This is a genomic window from Streptomyces sp. NPDC051452 (genome assembly GCF_044454765.1).
In the GTDB taxonomy this organism is placed as follows: domain Bacteria; phylum Actinomycetota; class Actinomycetes; order Streptomycetales; family Streptomycetaceae; genus Streptomyces.
On sequence record NZ_JBITEB010000014.1, the window covers coordinates 135,688 to 155,191 of the forward strand.

Below are 19,504 nucleotides of genomic sequence, written 5' to 3' on the forward strand. Positions count from 1 at the left end.
ACGGACCGCATCTGTACGACTCTCTCCTCCGAACCGTGCTCCGCGTCGTCCCCGCACTTGAGCAACGGAGGAGCCCCATCATGAGTTTCGGCGACCCGAACAACCCCTACGGCCCGCCGCCGCCCCAGCAGCAGGCCGCTCCCGGCTACGGCTACCCGCAGGCCCCGCAGCCGGGTTACGGCTACCCGCAGGCGCCGCCCATGGGGCCGTACGGCGAGGCCGTGCCGCAGACCATGCCAGGCACCGTCGGCGCGGCACGCGTGATGCTGTGGGTGATCGCCGGTCTGCAGGTCATCGGCATCGCCTTGTTCGCGTTCAGCGCCGTCAAGGTGAGCTCCGCGCGGGACGACGGCACGCTGAAGGACGACGCCTCCTTCCAGCGGTTCGCCGACTACTCGACGGGCCTGCTGTGGGGCATCACGCTGTTCGCGCTCGCCTGGGCGGTGTTCACCGTCGTCCTGGCACTGAAGTTCAACAGCGGCGGCAACGGCGTCCGCGTCGCGGCACTGGTCTACGGCGTCATCACCGCGATCCTCGGCCTGTACCCGTTCGTCATCGTGGGTCTCGTCCACACGGTGCTGGGCATCCTGATCGCCTGCTTCGTCGGCGGCTCGGCCGGCTCGGCCTGGTTCCAGCGCCCCCGCTACGGGGCCGCGCCGTCGCAGTACTGATCCGCACCCACCCCAAGGGCCGTGTCCATCCCCATGGTTGGGGGGACACGGCCCTTGGGGTTCACGTCTCAGTGGAAGAAGTGGCGCGTGCCCGTGAAGTACATGGTCACGCCGGCCTTCTTCGCGGCCTCGACGACCTGCTCGTCACGGATCGAGCCGCCCGGCTGGACGATCGCCCGGACACCCGCGTCGATGAGGATCTGCGGGCCGTCGGGGAAGGGGAAGAACGCGTCCGAGGCCGCGTACGAGCCCCGGGCCCGCTCCTCGCCGGCCCGTTCGACGGCCAGCTTGCAGGAGTCGACGCGGTTGACCTGACCCATGCCGACACCGACCGAGGCGCCGTCCCTCGCGAGCAGGATCGCGTTGGACTTCACCGCGCGGCACGCCCTCCAGGCGAACGCCAGCTGCGCCAGCTCCTCGGGGGCGAGCGCCTCGCCGCTGGCCAGCGTCCAGTGGGCGGGGTCGTCGCCGTCGGCCTGGAGGCGGTCGGCGACCTGGAGCAGCGCGCCGCCGTCGATCGGCTTGACCTCGACGCTCTGCGCCGGGCCGTCGGGGCAGCGCAGCACCCGGATGTTCTTCTTCTTGCCGAGGGCCTCCAGCGCACCCGGCTCGTAGTCGGGCGCGACGATGACCTCGGTGAAGATGTCGGCGACCTGCTCCGCCATCTCCTTGCTGACCGGCCGGTTGACCGCGATCACACCGCCGTACGCGGAGACCGGGTCGCAGGCGTGCGCCTTGCGGTGCGCCTCGGCGACGTCGGCGGCGACCGCGATGCCGCAGGGGTTGGCGTGCTTGATGATCGCCACGCACGGCTCGTCGTGGTCGTACGCGGCACGGCGGGCGGCGTCCGTGTCCGTGTAGTTGTTGTACGACATCTCCTTGCCGTGCAGCTGCTCGGCCGCCGCGAGACCGCCCTCGCCGGAGGTGTAGAGGGCCGCGGGCTGGTGCGGGTTCTCGCCGTAGCGCAGGGTGTGCGCGCGCTCCAGGGCGGTGCCGAGGAAGTCGGGGAACGTGCTCGCGGCGACGTCGCCGTCGGACGCGGTGTCGGCCGGGGCGTAGGCGGAGGCGAACCAGGAGGCGACGGCGAGGTCGTACTCCGCGGTGTGCCGGAAGGCCTCGGCGGCCAGGCGCTTGCGGGCGGCGAGGTCGAAGCCGCCGTCCCGCACCGCGGCGAGGACGTCGGCGTACCGCTCGGGGCTGGTCACCACGGCCACCGACGGGTGGTTCTTGGCGGCGGCGCGGACCATGGAGGGGCCGCCGATGTCGATCTGCTCCACGCACTCGTCGGGCGAGGCGCCGGAGGCGACGGTCGCCCGGAACGGGTAGAGGTTGACGACGACCAGGTCGAACGGCTCCACGCCCAGGTCGGCGAGCTGCTCGCGGTGGCTGTCGAGGCGCAGGTCGGCGAGGATCCCCGCGTGCACCTTCGGGTGCAGGGTCTTCACCCGGCCGTCCAGGCACTCGGGGAAGCCGGTCAGCTCCTCGACCTTGGTCACGGGGACGCCGGCGGCGGCGATCCGGCCGGCCGTGGACCCGGTGGAGACGAGCTCGACACCGGCCTCGTGCAGCCCGCGCGCGAGGTCCTCCAGACCGGTCTTGTCGTAGACGCTGACGAGCGCGCGACGGATGGCCCGCTTGTTGCTCTCGGCGGTCACTGGATAACTACCTTTCGTCCCTCAATGCGATAGCCGTTGCGGGCGAGCCGCCCCACGACCTCGACGAGCAGCCTTCGCTCGACGTCCTTGATGCGCTCGTGCAGCGCGCTCTCGTCGTCCTCGTCCCGGACCTCGACCACGCCCTGCGCGATGATCGGCCCGGTGTCGACGCCGTCGTCGACGAAGTGGACGGTGCAGCCGGTGACCCTGACGCCGTACGCGAGCGCGTCCCGCACGCCGTGGGCCCCGGGGAAACTGGGCAGCAGCGCCGGGTGGGTGTTCACGAACCGCCCGCCGAACCGCGCCAGGAACTCCTTGCCGACGACCTTCATGAACCCGGCCGAGACCACGAGGTCGGGCTCGTACCCGGCCACGGTCTCGGCGAGGGCGGCGTCCCACTCCTCGCGGGTGGCGTGGTCCCTGACCTTCCGTACGAAGGTCGGCAGTCCGGCCCGCTCGGCGCGGGCGAGCCCCTCGATGCCGTCGCGGTCGGCCCCGACGGCGACGATCCGAGCGCCGTACGACCCGGCTCCGGCGCGCTCGATCTCGTCCAGGAGCGCCTGCAGGTTGGTGCCGGATCCGGAGACCAGCACGACGAGGCGCTTGACCGCTGGGCCTGCGGGGGTGGCGGCCACGGTGGGGCCCTTTCTCGGGGTGGCGATGGGTCCGGCCGGCGGTTGTGCGTTCATACCAATGCTTCGCGCCCCGTTATACGGGGAAGTCTACGAAGCGGCCGACCGTCAGCAACGATACCGGCACCGCGGACGGCCCCCATGGGACGGGGGCGTGGCCGGAAGGTAGCGTTCGCAGGGAATCGAGAAGGGGCAGCCTCGGGAACGCGGTCGTCGTGCGGTGCGTTCACGTGGTGGAAGCTCACGTCGGACAGCCGTAGTCACCAAGGGGAAGACGCTCTTTTGATGCCCGATCGCAGCCTGCGACTCCTCACGTTCCCGCCACGCGACGCCCAGGGGGCCGAGCGCGGCGCCGTGCTGCTGCGGGAGCGGCCGGCCTCACCGCCCGAGGCACCCCGCGGCGGCCGGGACGGCGACGGGCGGGGCGGTCGGCCGCAGGACGACAACCCGTTCGCGCCCCCGCCCGAGGGCACCCCGGACAGCCCGTGGCGGCCCCGCCCCACCGAAAGCCCCTCGGGGCAAGGCCAGGGCCATGGCCCCGGCTCGGAGGGAAGTTCCGGCTCCGGCTCCGGGGGCCACTCCCCGTGGGGCAGCCAGTGGAGCGACCACCAGCCCGGTCGCTCGTCCGGCGGTTTCGGCGAGCGGCCCGGCGGTGCCCCCCAGGGACCGGGCGGTCCGGCCGGCCCCGGTATGCGCTGGGACCCGACCGACCCCGCCCAGCGGCGCGCCCGCTACGCCCTGCTCTCGGGCATGTGGTCGGTCTTCTTCGTCCTGTTCAGCTGGCCGTACGTGGCCCTGCTGCTGGGCGCGCTGGCCCTGTACTGGGGCGTCAGCGCGCTGCGTGCCAAGCCGCGTGCCGCGTCCCCGGACACCCCGGCGGCGCCCGGCGTCCGGCCCCAGACGACGGCGGCGATCGGCGGCCTGGTAACGGCTTCCCTGGCCCTGGTCCTGGTCGCCTCGACCTTCACCGTCCAGCTGGTCTACCGCGACTACTACACCTGCGTCGGCGACGCCCTCACCCACGAGGCCAAGCAGTCCTGCGACACCCTCCTGCCGAAGGAACTGCGCGGAGTACTGGGCGTCAACGACAGCTGAGGCTCTCGGGGCGGGGGAAAGGGGGCCTGGGGGTCAGGGAGTCTGCGGGTCCTTCGGGGCCGGGTCGTGGGTGGTTGGCGGGGGCGTGCCGGGGGTGTGCGGAGGATCGTCGTCCCGCGTCGGTGAGCCGTCCTGGGGGGCCTCGGGGTCGGGCTCGGAGGAGGCGCGGGTGGCCTTTGCGAGGGCTGCCCAGCGGGAGGCTCGGTCGAGTTCGTCGTGCCATCCCGGGGCGAACGGGTCGTCGGCGGGGAGGAAGTCGTACAGCTCCTCCTCGGCCGCCCCGGGTGCGAGGTCCGGTCGGGCGAGGACCTTGCCCCTGCCGAGGCCGCCCTTGCCCTTCGCGGACCTGGGGGTGGCGCCGGCGGCCTCCGGCGACATGAGCGTGCCCTTGGAGTCGTCGTCCCCCTCCTCGGCGCCCTCGGACTCGGCCTCCTCCAGCCCGGCGTCCTTCTCCGTGTCGGTGACGGCGCCCTTCCCCGTCGTCGCCGGCTCCGTGCCCGCCCCGGCGTCCGCTCCCTGCACCTCCTCAGGCTTCCCGGCGAGCCACCACCGCGTCCCGGGACCGCTCCCGGAGTCCGCCGCGGACACCCCCGCCTCCTCGGGCGCCCGCGCCGGGGCGGCCTCACCCGTAGCCGTCTTTCTCCCCGGCTCAGTGCCCTGCGCCGGGATCGTGTCGGGCCGTGCCCGCCGGCCCCGCAGTCGCCAGGCCCGTCCGCCCAGTGCCACCGGCAGCGCGAAGACGGCCGTCCAGGCCCCGGCCGCGCCGCCCGTCCGCCACCACACCGGGCCGAAGCGGGCCAGCGCCGCCACGCCCAGCGGGCCTCCGGCCAGATCCGCCAGCAGGGCCAGGACCATCGCGCAGACCGCCGCCGTCAGCAGGACCACCCCGGCGGTGCGCCCGGCCGACCAGCCCGACCGCGGCGCCTCCCCCGCCTCCCGCCGCCCTCCGGCCGCCCGCGCCACGAACCAGCCCGCCGTCACCGCGGCCGTCAGCGGCACCAGCCCCGCCGCCCAGTTCGGCTCCGTCCCGGCGCCCGGCTGCGGCACCGCCGCCAGCAGCGGGAACGGCGGCAACAGAGGGGCCGGATCGGAGGCGAACGGATACACCAGGTGCCCTGAGCCGAGGACGAACCCGGGTCCGAGGGCGTAGGAGGCGGCCCACACCGCCGCGTTGGGGATCAGGGCCACGCCGAGCAGCAACACGGCGAGCCGCCCCGTCCACCCCTCCGTCAGCTGCAGGAACGACGCCCGGGCCGCCTCGCCGTGCCACACCAGCGACACCCCGGTCAGCAGCGCCCCGCCGCCGAAGAGCACCGCCGTCGCGGCACCGGCCGCCCGAACGGCCGTACCCAGGTACGCCCGTGCCTCCGGGCGCAACACCAGTCGCCGCCCGACCAGTCGCCGCACCGGACCGGACAACGCCGCCGGTGCGCCCGGCGCCGCCGCGCGCCACGGCCGGACGGGCAGCCTCCACCAGGGGGTACGGCGGTACGCCGCCCACGTCCCGGCCCCCGCCGCGGCCACCGCCACCACCGGCAGACACACCGTCACCCAGAGCCACGCGGGCCGCATTTGGCCGCCGGCGCAGTACAGCGCGGCCGCGCCGCCGACGCCGAGGTAGCCGAGGACGACGCCCGTCCACGCCGTGAGCGCCGGTACCGGCGGTGGCCCCTCGGGATCCGTGGAGACGTCCGACGCCTCGCGCGCCGCCCGGTACAGCAGCCACACCGGTAGGGCGAGCAGCAGCAGCGGGGTCACACCCACCGGCAGCGGTGCCCCGGAGAGCGTGTCGGTGCGGACCAGTTGGACCCCGTGCCCGAGCAGCCACAGCGCGGCGGCGACGTGCAGCGCCCCGCCCGGCCCGCTGTCCGGGTACGGCGAGCTGATCCACATCGCCAGCACGAGCACGGCGAGCGAGCCGAGCCCGAGCCCGGCCGCGACCGCGCCACCGAGGAGGCTCGCGGCCAGTCCGGGCGAACGGTCGCGCACGCGGGCCAGCAGAGGCGACAACGACGGTCGGCGAGCGGTCATCTGAGTCACGGTCGCCATGGTCCCAACGACACGCGCTTTCCCGTCGTAACGAGCGAACCTCCGAAGTGTCGCCCAATATGTGTTTATGTTCTTTTTCGTACGAAAGGGTGCATGGTGACGACCCAGAGCTCTGCCCCGCTGACACTGCCACTGCCGACGGAACGCCGACGCCTGCGGGTGTCCCACTCGCTGACGCAGACTCAGCTCGCGGCGCGGCTCGGCGTCAGCCGCGCCACCGTACGCGCGTGGGAGTCCGGCCGCCGTATCCCCGAGGGAAGCGACGGCGCGGCGTACGCGCGGCTGCTGTCCTCACTCGCCCGGCCGACGGCCCCCCGGGAATCCGCGGGGACGGCGAGCGGCTCCGGCGCCGACGCCGGCTCCGATCCGGCGGGCGCGCGGCCCGAGCCGCTGACGCCCGCTCAGGCCTTCGACGCGCTGTACGCGTTCTGCGCACCGGCCCTCGTACGGCAGACCTATCTGCTCACCGGCCGCCGGGACCTGGCCCGCGAGGTCGTCGAGCAGGCCTTCCAGCTGGCCTGGCAGCGCTGGCCCGAGGTGGCCCAGGACCGGGATCCGGCCGGCTGGGTGCGGGCGATGGCGTACGACTGCGCGCTCTCCCCCTGGCACCGCTTCCGGCCCCGGTACCGGCACCCCGAACCCCCGCCGGCCGACCCGGCCGACCGTGCCCTGCTGGACGCGCTGCTCACGCTCCCGCCGACGTACCGGCGCACGCTCGTCCTCTACGACGGCGTCGGCCTCGATCTTCCCGAGACGGCCGCGGAGACGGAGGCCAGCACTCCGGCCGCCGCCAATCGGCTGACCCACGCCCGCGAGGTGGTGGCCTCGTGCCTGCCGGAGCTGGCCGACCCCGCCGAACTCCACCGCCGGCTGCTCGAACTGGCCTCCACGGAGCGCGTGCAGGCGGCCCAGCCGAAGGTGGTGCGGACCGTCGGCGAACGCCGCAACGTCTTCTGGACCCGCGCGGCCATCGCCTTCACGGTGACGATCATCGGCGCGACCACACTGACGCTGCGCACCGCCCCGACGCACTACGAGGCGCCGGTCGCCCCGGCGCAGGCGGTACGCGGGGTGCCACCCCGGCCGGCACTGGGCCCCCTGTCCCGGGAGGAACTGGCCCTGCGGGCGAAGCTGCGACGCTCGGAATCGAGCGGACCGCACAGACTGGCGCCGGAACTGCCCTGACCCGGGCGGGGACGAGCGCGGGAATGGCGGTGGGCCCGTCCCCGACCGGGAACGGGCCCACCGACGCTCGGCCGACGTGGCGTCAGCCGGCGAGGATCTCCCGGGCCAGCTTCGCCGTCTCGGTCGGCGTCTTGCCGACCTTGACGCCGGCGGCCTCGAGGGCCTCCTTCTTCGCCTGGGCGGTGCCGGACGAACCGGAGACGATGGCACCGGCGTGGCCCATCGTCTTGCCCTCGGGCGCGGTGAAGCCCGCGACGTAACCGACGACCGGCTTGGTCACGTTCTCGGCGATGAACGCGGCCGCACGCTCCTCGGCGTCACCACCGATCTCACCGATCATCACGATCAGGTCGGTGTCGGGGTCGGCCTGGAACGCGGCGAGGGCGTCGATGTGGGTGGTGCCGATGATCGGGTCGCCACCGATGCCGACGGCCGTCGAGAAGCCGATGTCACGCAGCTCGTACATCATCTGGTACGTCAGCGTGCCGGACTTCGAGACCAGGCCGATGCGGCCCGGCTTCGTGATGTCGCCCGGGATGATGCCGACGTTCGACTGGCCCGGGGTGATGATGCCGGGGCAGTTCGGGCCGATGATGCGGGTCTTGTTGCCCTTCTTGCCGGCGTACGCCCAGAAGGAGGCCGTGTCGTGCACGGCGATGCCCTCGGTGATCACGACGGCCAGCGGGATCTCGGCGTCGATCGCCTCGACGACCGCGTCCTTGGTGAACTTCTCCGGCACGAAGATGACGGAGACGTCGGCGCCGGTCTTCTCTACGGCTTCCTTGACGGTGCCGAAGACGGGTACCTCGGTGCCGTCGAAGTCCACGGTCTGACCCGCCTTGCGCGGGTTCACACCGCCCACGACGTTGGTGCCGTCGCCGAGCATGAGCTTGGTGTGCTTCATGCCGGTGGCGCCGGTCATGCCCTGGACGATGACCTTGCTGTCCTTGTTGAGCCAGATAGCCATGGTGGTTTGAGTCCTCGTCCTCGTGCTTACTTGGCGGCGGCCAGCTCGGCGGCCTTGTCGGCCGCGCCGTCCATGGTGTCGACGCGCTGCACCAGCGGGTGGTTGGCGTCCGTGAGGATCTTCCGACCCAGCTCGGCGTTGTTGCCGTCGAGGCGGACGACGAGCGGCTTCTCGACCTTCTCGCCACGGTCCTCGAGGAGCTTCAGGGCCTGCACGATGCCGTTGGCGACCTCGTCGCAGGCGGTGATGCCACCGAAGACGTTGACGAAGACGGACTTGACGTCCGGGTCGCCCAGGATGATCTCCAGGCCGTTGGCCATGACCTGGGCGGAGGCGCCGCCACCGATGTCCAGGAAGTTGGCCGGCTTGACGCCGCCGTGCTTCTCACCGGCGTACGCCACGACGTCCAGGGTGCTCATGACGAGCCCGGCGCCGTTGCCGATGATGCCGACCTCGCCCTCGAGCTTGACGTAGTTGAGGTTCTTCTCCTTGGCGGCGGCCTCGAGCGGGTTGGCCGCGGCCTTGTCGTGGAGCTCCTCGTACTCGGGGTGACGGAACTCGGCGTTCTCGTCGAGCGACACCTTGCCGTCGAGGGCGAGGACGTCACCGGAGGCGACCTTCGCGAGCGGGTTGACCTCGACGAGGAGGGCGTCCGACTTGATGAAGGTGTCCCACAGCTTGATCAGGACGTTGACGACCTTGTCCGCGACCTCGGCCGGGAACTTGGCGGCCTCGACGATCTCGCGGGCCTTGGCCTCGTCCACGCCGTCGATGGCGTCGATCGCGATCTTGGCGACGGCCTCCGGTCGGGTGGCCGCCACCTCCTCGATCTCCATGCCGCCCTCGACGGAGGCGATGGAGAGGAAGGTGCGGTTGGCACGGTCGAGGAGGAAGGAGACGTAGTACTCCTCGACGATCTCCGGAGCGGTCTCGGCGATCATCACCTTGTGGACCGTGTGGCCCTTGATGTCCATGCCGAGGATGTCCGTCGCCCGGGCGACGGCCTCGTCCGCGGAGGCGGCCAGCTTGACGCCACCGGCCTTGCCACGACCACCGACCTTCACCTGCGCCTTGACGACGGACTTGCCGCCCAGTCGCTCGGTGATCTCGCGCGCCGCCTCAGGCGTGTCGATGACTTCACCGGCCAGCACCGGTACATCGTGCTTGGCGAAGAGGTCCCTCGCCTGGTACTCGAACAGGTCCACGCGCTTCCGTCCCTATCAGTGATCTCGCGGTTCGTTGGATGCGTGGGCGTGCCGCGAAGGGCAACGTGACGTCCGCATGGGTCACAAGGGATGCGCACACGGTGTCCGAGCGCGCGGCATGTCCGTCTCGCAGGTTATCGCTGCTTGCGGGGGGCCTCTAAATCGCGGGTCACACCTGAGCGGTGATACCTGTCACATGATGCCAAAATTGCTGGCACGGCGTGCCGCCGCATGGGTGGCTCCGGGCAGTGTGCGAGGCCCCACCGGACTGGGGTGGGCCCGGTGAGGCCTCTGGAACGGCCCCGGATCGCCGGGGCCGGGGCGGTCGACCCCCCACCCCGATGGGGGACCACACGCCCGTCCCACGGGGGTCGGGCCGGACGGTCCGACGGCGTTCGGCCGTCCGGGCCGTGCGCCCCGCGGGAGTCTGTCGCGCACCGGCCCCGCCCTGGGCCGAGGGTCCACCGGCGCCCCGCGGTGGGCGGACGGGTCCGCCCCGGCCCGGCCGGGCGCTGGCTCCGCGCCCTAGCCGGGGCAGACCCGTCCACCCCGCTGCCGGGAGGTCGTACGGAGGCGGGACGGGGACTGCGCGCGGAGACGGGACGGGGACTGCGCACGGGGCTGGGCGAGCGCCTCGGTACGGCGCCGGGTGTGGAAGGCCGGCTGTCGGGGCGGAGCGTGGGCTGCCACCGTGGACGGCACCGGCACCGGCACCGGCACCGGGCGCACGAGCGTCGAGGGCGTCCTCTCGGCCGCGTGTGGCCGTTTCCCCCACAGGCCCCCGGGCATCGGCAGCCGCCCCGCCATCGCCGCCCGTCGCGGCACACGCCACCCGGCCGCCGTACGAAGGACGCGCACAGCGGTACCGGACGATGCGGCGGACACGGTCAAGGGACGCGGCTTCCTCGGGTCGGCGCGGGTGGCGACGATCCTCGCACGGTCGGCCCGAGGGAGCGCAAGCCCTTGTTACCGATTAGTAGTCGTGTCCGGTATCGGCAGTGGCCGCTTCTCCAGCGCCGCCGCCATCACCTCCGGGAACAGGTCGGGCGTGCAGGCGAAGGCGGGTGCGCCGAGCGCGGCCAGCGCCGCCGCGTGCTCCCTGTCGTACGCGGGCGCGCCTTCGTCCGACAGGGCGAGCAGTGCCACGAACTGCACCCCGGCCGCCTTCATCGCCGCCACCCGCTTGAGCATCTCGTCGCGGATACCGCCCTCGTACAGGTCGCTGATCAGCACGACAACCGTCTCGGCGGGCCGGGTGATCTGCGACTGGCAGTACGCCAGCGCCCGGTTGATGTCCGTGCCGCCACCGAGCTGGGTGCCGAAGAGGACGTCCACCGGGTCGTCCAGCTGGTCGGTGAGGTCGACCACCGCCGTGTCGAACACGACCAGCCGGGTGCTGATCGACCGCATGGAGGCGAGGACCGCCCCGAACACGGACGCGTAGACGACGGACGCCGCCATCGACCCGGACTGGTCGATGCACAGGACGACTTCCTTCTTCACGCTGCGGGCGGCCCGCCCGTAGCCGATGAGCCGTTCCGGCACGACCGCGCGGTACTCGGGCAGGTAGTGCTTGAGGTTGGCCGCGATGGTGCGGTTCCAGTCGATGTCGTGATGGCGCGGCCGGCTGACCCGCGCGCTGCGGTCCAGGGCCCCGGTGAGGGTGGCCCGGGTCCGGGTCGCGAGCCGCTTCTCCACGTCCTCGACCACCTTGCGTACGACCGCGCGGGCGGTCTCCCTGGTCGTCTCCGGCATCGCCTTGTTCAGCGAGAGCAGGGTGCCGACCAGGTGCACGTCGGCCTCGACCGCCTCCAGCATCTCCGGCTCCAGCAGCAGCGAGGAGAGCCCGAGCCGCTCGATGGCGTCGCGTTGCATGACCTGCACGACGGAGGACGGGAAGTAGGTGCGGATGTCCCCGAGCCAGCGCGCCACGGTCGGCGCCGAGGCGCCCAGCCCCGCCGAACGGTCCCGCCCGGTCCGCTGCCCGCCCCCCCTGCCGTACAGCGCGGCGAGTGCACCGTCCATCGCCGCGTCCCGGCCCGACAGCGCGCATCCGGTGCCGTCGGCCTGGTCGCCGCCGAGCACCAGCCGCCAGCGCCGCAGCCGCTCCCGGGCCGGGTCGTGCGTGTCCGTCGACGGTGACTCGCTCGTCATCCGTCCCGTCATCTGCCCACCCCCGCGAGGTTGTCGTCGTCGCTCGTGACGTGCCCGGCGTCCAGGCCGAGCAGCAGGCGCAGCACCGGCAGCACGGCGTCGGCCCGCCCGGTGTCCGGTTCGGCGGCGAAGCCGGGCGTCACGGCCTCCCGGCCGCCGGCTCCCGGGCGTTCTCCCGGCCCACGCCGGACCAGCTCGCCGAGGGTTCTGCGGACCCCCGGCTCATAGGCCGCGAACGTGCGCCGCAGCAGCGGCAGGACGTCCGTGAACGCCTCGGCCGGCACCCCCGTCAGCCAGGTGTCGACCAGGCCGAGCAACCGTTCGTCGTGCACCAGCAGCAGGCCGCCTCCGCCGCCGACGAAACCCTCCACCCAGGCTGCCGCATCGGCCGGCGGCGTCCCCGGCGACAGCGCGAGCCCCATCAGCCGTGCCGCCTCGTCGGCGTCCAGCGCGCCGTCGTCGAGCAGCAGCCGGACGGCCCTGCCCCGGACGACACCGGGCGCGCTCTCGCGCACGGCGAGCCCGCGCAGGACGTCCCGCCAGCGGACCCGCAGGTCCTCGTGAGCGGCGGCGGCCGCGCCTCCTGCCCCGGCCGTGCCCGGCACACCCCACCGGCCACGGCTGGGCGCACCGGCGGCACCGGCCCTTCCCGCGTCCCCGGCCGGGGCACCGGCCAGGGTCTCCGCCAGCAGCCCGACCGCCGTGTGCACGGCGTCCACATGGCCGCGCATCTCCTGCGCCGCGTCCGCGTCGAGGCTCGCGCAGGCCGGGGGCAGGCCGACGAAGATCCGCTCGGCGAGCCCGGCCGCGACCCCGGTCAGCGCGCCGGTGTCGGTGCCGCGCACATCGCCGTAGCGCAGCGAGCGGACCAGCGCGGGCAGCGCCTGTGCCAGGTGGCCGACGTCCGTGTCCAGGGCCGCCCGGTCGGCGAGCACCCGCATGACGACGGGCAGCGCGTCCGGCAGGCCGGCCAGCAGGCACTGCTCGGCGAGGGCGGTGACATCGGCGAGGGCGCGTGCTGCGGTCGCGTCCGCCTCGGCCTTCGCCTGTGCCGCGGCGAGCACGGTCGTCCCCCATATGCCCGCCTCGGCGACCCGTACGGACAGCTCCGGCTCCCAGCGCAGCCGCCAGGTCTCCCGGAAGGTGCCCGTACTCCCCGGTGAGGCGGTCGGTTCGCCCCAGCGGACGCCGAGCAGCCGCAGCCGGTGCAGCAGTCTGCTGCGGCCCGCGTCGGTGTCACCGCGCAGGTCCAGCTGAAGCTCGCGCTCCAGCGCCTCGGGCTTGAGCCGCAGCGAGCGCTGGCGCCGGGTCAGGTCCCGCTGCAACGGCACCGCCGGAGCCGACTCGGGGACCTCGCCCAGGACGTCCCCGACCACCAGCCGGTCGTGCACCAGCGCCAGCGGCACGTCCGAGCCGTCGCACATCACCGCACGCACCGCGTCGGTCAGCTCGCCCAGGCCGGGCAGCGGGCGCCCGCGCATCGCCGCCAGGGTCTCGGCGAGCCGCACGGCCTCGATGACGTGAGCCGAGGAGACGATCCGGTCCTCCTCGCGCAGCAGCCCGGCCACCTTGGTCAGCCAGCGTTCGACCGGCCGGTCCGGTGCCCGGAACAGGTGCCCGTACCATCCCGGCGAGTCGATGCCGGCACCGTATCCGCTGGACCGGGCCAGCCGGCGGTGTGTCCAGGGCACCCAGGTCAGGTCCGCCTTGACCCTCGGCAGCCCCCTGAGCAGCGCCCGGTCGGCGGCGACGGTGGTCCTCTCGCGCAGCGCGGGCACGTGCCAGGCGCCGCACACCACGGCCACCGCGTCCCCGAACTCCCTGCGGGCGTCCCGCAGCCGGAGACGCATGTGTGCCTCCCGGACGGCGTCCCGGGAATGCCCGCCGTCACCGAACCGCTCGCGCAGCGCCCCCATGGCCTCCGCCAGCGCGGCGAACGGGGCGAAGGGGGCGAAGGACTCCGGCCCGCCCGGCCCCCGATGCTCGACGACGTCCTCCCACCACCGCTCGGGATCGTCGTACCCGGCGGTCTCGGCGAGCACGGCGAGGGGATCGACCCGGATTCGCTCCCCGTCGGCGCCGCGGGCCTCGCCGGCACCCTCGGGAGTGACCTTGGTGGGGGCCGGGGTGGGCTCGGTGTGGTCCGTCTCCTCCGTCTCCCCCGTCTCCTCCTTCCGCTCTTTCTCCCAGGCCAGCGTGTGCGTGGCCGGCAGGTCGATGAAGCGGGCCGGGACGCCGTGCTCCAGGGCCCAGCGGATGGCCACCCATTCGGGGCTGAACTCGGCGAACGGCCAGAAGGCCGAGCGGCCGGGTTCGTCCACGGCGTGGGCGAGCAGGGCGACCGGCGGCCGCAGCTCCGGGTCGGCGGCCAGCGGGATCAGCACGTCGGCCTCGGGCGGCCCCTCGATCAGGACCGCGTCCGGACGGGCGGCGTCCAGTGCGGCCCGCACCGCCCGCGCGGAACCGGGACCGTGGTGCCGCACACCGAGCAGCAGCGGCCCGGAATCGCAGGCCGTGTTCCGGCCGGAGTCGCTCATACGCTCACCTCCCTGCAGGCTCGATAGAAGTCCGTCCAGCCCTCGCGCTCGCGGACGACGGTCTCCAGGTACTCCTGCCAGACCACCCGGTCGGCCGCCGGATCACGGACGACGGCGCCGAGGATGCCCGCGGCGATGTCCCCGGGCCGCAGCACGCCGTCGCCGAAGTGCGCGGCCAGTGCCAGGCCGTTGGTGACGACGGAGATGGCCTCCGCCGTGGACAGGGTGCCGCTCGGCGACTTCACCTTCGTCCGTCCGTCGGCGGTGACGCCGCCCCGCAGCTCACGGAAGACGGTCACGACCCGGCGGATCTCCTCGATGCCTTCCGGCACGGCCGGCAGGTCGAGGGAGCGGCCGATCTGCTCCACGCGGCGCGTGACGATGTCGACCTCGGCGTCGGGGCTCTCCGGCAGCGGCAGCACCACGGTGTTGAAGCGGCGGCGCAGCGCGCTGGACAGGTCGTTGACGCCCCGGTCGCGGTCGTTGGCGGTGGCGATGAGGTTGAAGCCGCGGACCGCCTGGACCTCCTCGCCCAGCTCCGGGACGGGCAGTGTCTTCTCGGACAGGATCGTGATCAGCGTGTCCTGCACGTCGGCCGGTATGCGGGTGAGTTCCTCCACGCGGGCGGTCATCCCCTCGGCCATCGCGCGCATGACGGGACTGGGCACGAGGGCGTCACGGCTCGGGCCGTGCGCGAGCAGCCGCGCGTAGTTCCAGCCGTAGCGGATCGCCTCCTCCGGGGTGCCGGCGGTGCCCTGCACGAGCAGGGTCGAGTCACCGCTGACGGCGGCGGCGAGATGCTCCGACACCCAGGTCTTGGCGGTGCCGGGCACGCCGAGCAGGAGCAGGGCGCGGTCGGTGGCGAGCGTGGTGACGGCGACCTCGACGATCCGCCGCGGCCCCACGTACTTGGGTGTGATCACCGTGCCGTCCGGCAGGGTGCCGCCGAGCAGATACGTCGCCACCGCCCACGGCGACAGCTTCCAGCGGGCCGGCCGCGGACGGTCGTCCTGCGCGGCCAGCGCGGCGAGTTCGGCGGCGAAGGCGTGTTCGGCGTGCGGCCGCAGCACCTGCGCGGCCTCCCCGCCGCTCGGTTCGACGGTCGTCGGGTGCGCGGACACTGACCGCGCTGACTGCACGGACTGCACGGACTGCACGGACACAGACATGGCTGAGGCCCCCTCCAGCTCGGCCGGTTCGAATCTGACTCCACCGTGCACCACGCCACTGACAATCGCCCTGACCTGCACGAACGCGCTCGCCGGGCCCGTTGTCAGTGGGGGGACCTACCGTCGGTGACATGACTGAGCAGGGGGTGCGCTGGACCGCGGATCAGGTGCTGGCACTGGCGCCTGACGTCGCGTCACGCAAGGCGGGGAGCAAGCTCGGTACGGCCGGGCCGTGGTCCGAGACGGGGAGCGGAGAGGGGACGGTGTGGGGGCTGTGCAAGGGCAGCGGCAGCAGGCCGTACCAGACGGTGGTGGACCTCGTCGGCGGGTCGGGTCCGGCGTACAAGTGCAGTTGCCCGAGCCGCAAGTTCCCGTGCAAGCACGCGCTCGGGCTGCTTCTGCTGTGGGCGGGCGACGACGGCTCGGTGCCGTCGCCCGCGCAGCCGCCGGAGTGGGCCGGTCAGTGGCTTTCCGGCAGACGGGGCCGGACAGCGGGCGAGCGGGCGCCGGCCCGGGAGGCTTCTGCGACCGGGCCCGCGGATCCGGAGGCCGCTCGGCGGCGGGCCGAGCGCCGCGCCGAGCGGGTCACGGCGGGCACCACCGAGTTGGAGCAGCGCCTGGCCGACCTGCTGCGCGGCGGCCTGTCCTCGGCCGAGCAGTCGGGATACGGCCTGTGGGACGAGATGGCGGCCCGGATGGTCGACGCCCAGGCCCCCGGACTGGCCTCACGCATAAGGGAGCTGGGGGCGATCCCGGCGTCGGGTGCGGGCTGGCCGGCCCGGCTGCTGGAGGAGTGCGCGCTGCTGCACCTTCTCGACCAGGCGTGGTTGCGCCGTGACGGGCTGCCGGACGCCCTCGCGGCCACGGTCCGCTCCCGGCTCGGCCTGCCCGCCTCGCCGGACGGCCCATGGGTGCGCGACCGCTGGCTGGTGCTCGCCCAGTACGACACGGTGGATCCGAAACTGACGACGCGCCGGATATGGCTGCACGGCGCCGAGTCGGGACGGAACAGGCTGCTCCTCTCCTATGGCGCGGCCGGCCGGGCCCCCGAACTGGCGCTGCCGACCGGCCTGGTCGTGGACGCGGAACTGTCCGTCCACCCGGGCGCCGGTCAGTCACGGGCCACGCTGGGCGAGCGTTTCGCCCCGCCTGCCCCGGCCACCTTCCGGCCCCCGGGTGTGACCACGGCCGAGGCGGTCGCGGGGTACGGCGAGGCCCTGCGCGACGATCCCTGGCTGGAGTCGGTCCCGGCGACCCTGGACCGGGTGGTACCGGTCCCGGACGGTGACTGGTGGCAGCTGGCCGACGCCGACACGGACGCGGCGCTGCCGCTGTCCCGGGGCGCCCGTGTCCGCTCCGGCCTGTGGCGTCTGGTGGCCGTGTCCGGGGGCGCCCCGGTGAAGGTCTTCGGCGAGTGCGGTCACCGTGGCTTCACCCCGCTCACGGTCTGGCCGCAGGGAGCGGGCGAGGCGGTGGCGCTGTGCTGAGCCGGCCGTCCTTGATTGGCATCGGACACGTCCGGGGCCGGGTCGGCCACCGGCCCACCGGACAGCGCACGAGTCACATCGACCGCACCGCCCCACAGCCCGAGCGCCGTATCGATGACCGCACCTCTCCACCCAAGCAGCGCTCCGGTGACCACACCCCACGGCCCGAGCACCGCGCCGGCCGCCGCACCCCGCCGTCCTGGCACCGCTCCGGCCACTCCGGCCACTCCAGCCACCTCAACCGACGGCCACTCGGGCACGGCTTTCCGAAGGGACGGACATGAACGCGACCCCAGCCCCGACCCCAGCCCCGACAGCTCAGGCGGACCCGTCCCGGATTCCCCCGGCACCCCCCGCCGCGCCCTGGGAGGACCTCGTCACCAACGCCCTGCTGGGCACCGACCGGCGTCCTCCGGCACAGGGCGCGCCCGGCCGGGCGGCTCCCGTCACCCTGCTGGACGCGGCCGCCGTGGCGACCGTACGGCGGCGCGCCGGGCTGCGGCCGGGGCGGGCGGCGCGGCGGCCGGAACGGGCCCCCGAGGATCCGCGCCCGGCGCTGCCTCCGGCGGCGGCTCGCAGACTCGCGCTGCTGCTGGCCGACCGTTCCGGCGGCACGTCGGGCGGCCGGCGCGGCAGCTCCCCCGACCTCACGGAGCTGCTCCCGCAGTGGCTCGCGGCCGCGGACGCGCACGGGTACGCGGCGCCCCCGCAGACACTGCCCGCGCTGCTGGACGCGGCCCGGGGCCGTACGGACCTGCGTCCGGCGGCGCTGGCGTTCGCGGGTCCCCGCGCGCTGTGGCTGGCCCGGCTGAACCCGGACTGGCGGTTCGCCCTGCGCGCGGCCCCCGGCGGCGGGACGGCACTGCCCACCCCCGACGACCCCGAAGCGGTGCGGCGGTTGTGGCGGGAAGGACTGTTCGCCGAGCGGGTGGCCCTGCTGGGGCTGTCGCGCTCCCGTACGCCCGCACTCGCCCGTGATCTGCTGGCCTCGACCTGGGCGACGGAACGGGCCGAGGACCGGCTGATGTTCCTCGACTCGCTGCGCGTGGGCCTGTCCGCCGAGGACGAGCCTTTCCTGGAGCGGGCATTGGGCGATCGCAGCCGCAACGTCCGGGCGATGGCGGCCGAGTTGCTGTCGACGCTGCCGGACTCGGCGCTCGGCGCGCGCATGGCCGTACGGGCCGCCGCGTGTGTGGCCTTGGACCGCACGGGGGACGCGCCGACGATCGTGGTGGAGGCGCCACCGGAGTGCGACTCCGGCATGGAGCGGGACGGTGTGGTGGCCAAACCGCCCGCCGGCCGTGGGGAACGGTCTTGGTGGCTGGGGCAGTTGGTGGAGGCCGCGCCGCTCGGCACCTGGCCGCAGCGGCTGGGTGGCCGAAGTGCGCGGGAGATCGTGGCGCTGCCGGTGGCGGACGGCTGGCAGGGCGAGCTGCACGCGGCCTGGTGCCGGGCAGCGGTGCGACAGGGGGACGCCGATTGGTCCAGGGCCTTGCTCGGTGTGCCGTCGGCGCCGGAGGCGGGCGGGCCGGGGGCGGTCTCCCTGGCGGAGCGGGCCAAGCTGCTGGCCGCGCTGGATGCGGCGGAACGGGCCGAGTGGGTGGGCGGATTCATCGCGGCCCACGGCCTTTCGGAGGCCTTCCAGCTGCTCGGCGTGTGCGCGGTGCCCTGGGCCGCGCCGCTCGGCCGGGCGGTCGTGGACGCCCTCAACATCGCCAGGGACGCGGGGAACTACCCGTGGAGCTTCAGCGGGGTGATGGGGCTTGCGGAGCGCTGCCTCGACCCGGCGGAGACCGGCCGGCTGGAGGCGCTGCTGGCGAGACCCGACGAGCGGGAGGACGCGGCGCCCGGCGCCGGCGGGTACTGGGCGGAGGCCTTCCAGCGGCTGGTCACCACGCTGCGGCTGCGGGCGGACATGGCGGCGGAGCTCGGCCCCACACCACCGGGCCGACCGCCGCGGGAACCCGCCGGGTGACCACCGGCGCCCGGCCGACCGCCACAGGGACCCGCTCGGCGGCCGCGGGCGCCCGCCCGATCACGGCAGGCGCCGCCCGCGGGCACTGTTGAGACGTACGGGAACACTTGTTCGGCGGGCGCGGACGGCCGCCACCCAGCCATGGTGGACGGCCGGGCCGTCACTCGCCGTCGTGGACGACCGGCCGACGCTCAGCCTCCGGACGCGGCCGGCTGGTGGACGTTCTCCCGGACCCACTCCACGATCGAGGTGGTCGTCGCCCCGGGTGTGAAGATCTCCGCGACACCCTTCGCCTTCAGGGGCGGGATGTCCTCCTCCGGGATGATGCCGCCGCCGAAGACGAGGATGTCCTCGGCCTCCCGCTCCTTCAGCAGCGCGATCACCGCGGCGAACAACGTGTTGTGCGCCCCGGAGAGGACGGACAGCCCGATCGCGTCGGCGTCCTCCTGGATCGCGGTGTCGACGATCTGCTCCGGCGTCTGATGGAGCCCGGTGTAGATGACCTCCATACCGGCGTCGCGCAGGGCACGCGCGATGACCTTGGCCCCGCGATCGTGGCCATCGAGCCCCGGCTTGGCCACCACCACGCGGATCGGACCGGCTGCCACACCCATCACTGCCTCCATCAGACGACCACGGAAGCGATCGCTTCCGCCCGTAACGACAAGTACCGCACTCGTGGCGCGGGCCGCCACCCGTCGTGAAGTGAACGAACGTTATCTC

At 73.9% G+C, this 19,504-nt stretch carries 14 protein-coding genes; 5 read left to right on the forward strand and 9 right to left on the reverse strand.

Translation table 11 applies throughout. The features are described 5' to 3' along the window. Positions 1–80: 80 nt before the first annotated feature. Entirely contained in the window at positions 81–671 is a 591-nt protein-coding gene (locus ACIBA9_RS28150; protein WP_399367262.1) for a hypothetical protein, read from the forward strand. Positions 672–739: 68 nt separating this feature from the next. Here the strand turns inward: ACIBA9_RS28150 and purH are convergent, their stop codons facing one another. Together purH and purN are read right to left on the reverse strand one after the other, a co-directional pair. Further along, positions 740–2,326, reverse strand: coding sequence for a bifunctional phosphoribosylaminoimidazolecarboxamide formyltransferase/IMP cyclohydrolase (gene purH / locus ACIBA9_RS28155; RefSeq protein WP_399367264.1), 1,587 nt, complete (start codon positions 2,324–2,326; stop codon positions 740–742). Continuing rightward, positions 2,323–3,015, reverse strand: a complete 693-nt coding sequence (gene purN / locus ACIBA9_RS28160) for a phosphoribosylglycinamide formyltransferase (protein WP_393900424.1) — start codon at positions 3,013–3,015, stop codon at positions 2,323–2,325. The genes purH and purN overlap by 4 nt, the downstream gene beginning before the upstream one ends. A gap of 228 nt (positions 3,016–3,243) precedes the next feature. Here purN and ACIBA9_RS28165 point away from each other — a divergent pair, with 228 nt between their 5' ends. Further along, entirely contained in the window at positions 3,244–4,053 is an 810-nt protein-coding gene (locus ACIBA9_RS28165; RefSeq protein WP_399367266.1) for a hypothetical protein, read from the forward strand. Positions 4,054–4,086: 33 nt separating this feature from the next. On the opposite strand, the gene ACIBA9_RS28170 is transcribed toward ACIBA9_RS28165, so the two are convergent. After that, on the reverse strand, positions 4,087–6,084 hold the full coding sequence (locus tag ACIBA9_RS28170; protein WP_399367268.1) for a DUF6350 family protein: 1,998 nt from the start codon (positions 6,082–6,084) through the stop codon (positions 4,087–4,089). A gap of 111 nt (positions 6,085–6,195) precedes the next feature. On the opposite strand from ACIBA9_RS28170, the gene ACIBA9_RS28175 reads away from it, so the two are divergent. Beyond that, positions 6,196–7,287 carry a helix-turn-helix domain-containing protein gene (locus tag ACIBA9_RS28175; protein WP_399367270.1) on the forward strand — a complete coding sequence of 364 codons (1,092 nt, stop codon included), beginning with the start codon at positions 6,196–6,198 and terminating at the stop codon, positions 7,285–7,287. A gap of 82 nt (positions 7,288–7,369) precedes the next feature. On the opposite strand, the gene sucD is transcribed toward ACIBA9_RS28175, so the two are convergent. From sucD to ACIBA9_RS28200, 5 genes are all read right to left on the reverse strand, one after another. After that, on the reverse strand, positions 7,370–8,254 hold the full coding sequence (gene sucD / locus ACIBA9_RS28180) for a succinate--CoA ligase subunit alpha (protein WP_399367272.1): 885 nt from the start codon (positions 8,252–8,254) through the stop codon (positions 7,370–7,372). Between the two features lie 26 nt (positions 8,255–8,280). After that, positions 8,281–9,459 carry an ADP-forming succinate--CoA ligase subunit beta gene (gene sucC, locus ACIBA9_RS28185; RefSeq protein WP_362150649.1) on the reverse strand — a complete coding sequence of 393 codons (1,179 nt, stop codon included), beginning with the start codon at positions 9,457–9,459 and terminating at the stop codon, positions 8,281–8,283. A gap of 966 nt (positions 9,460–10,425) precedes the next feature. Next, positions 10,426–11,613, reverse strand: a complete 1,188-nt coding sequence (locus ACIBA9_RS28190; RefSeq protein ID WP_399367274.1) for a VWA domain-containing protein — start codon at positions 11,611–11,613, stop codon at positions 10,426–10,428. A gap of 8 nt (positions 11,614–11,621) precedes the next feature. Further along, positions 11,622–14,150, reverse strand: a complete 2,529-nt coding sequence (locus tag ACIBA9_RS28195; RefSeq protein WP_399367276.1) for a DUF5682 family protein — start codon at positions 14,148–14,150, stop codon at positions 11,622–11,624. Then, positions 14,147–15,319, reverse strand: a complete 1,173-nt coding sequence (locus ACIBA9_RS28200; protein WP_399367278.1) for an AAA family ATPase — start codon at positions 15,317–15,319, stop codon at positions 14,147–14,149. Before ACIBA9_RS28200 ends, ACIBA9_RS28195 begins: the two co-directional genes overlap by 4 nt. Positions 15,320–15,450: 131 nt before the next feature. Here ACIBA9_RS28200 and ACIBA9_RS28205 point away from each other — a divergent pair, with 131 nt between their 5' ends. Then, positions 15,451–16,806, forward strand: coding sequence for an SWIM zinc finger domain-containing protein (locus tag ACIBA9_RS28205; protein WP_399367280.1), 1,356 nt, complete (start codon positions 15,451–15,453; stop codon positions 16,804–16,806). A gap of 280 nt (positions 16,807–17,086) precedes the next feature. Further along, a complete protein-coding gene (locus ACIBA9_RS28210; RefSeq protein WP_399367282.1) occupies positions 17,087–18,781 on the forward strand; it encodes a DUF5691 domain-containing protein in 1,695 nt (564 codons plus the stop codon). Positions 18,782–18,972: 191 nt separating this feature from the next. Here ACIBA9_RS28210 and ACIBA9_RS28215 read toward each other — a convergent pair whose 3' ends face one another. Then, positions 18,973–19,395: a cobalamin B12-binding domain-containing protein gene (locus tag ACIBA9_RS28215; RefSeq protein ID WP_399367284.1), complete on the reverse strand. Its 423-nt coding sequence runs from the start codon at positions 19,393–19,395 to the stop codon at positions 18,973–18,975. Between the last annotated feature and the right edge of the window lie 109 nt (positions 19,396–19,504).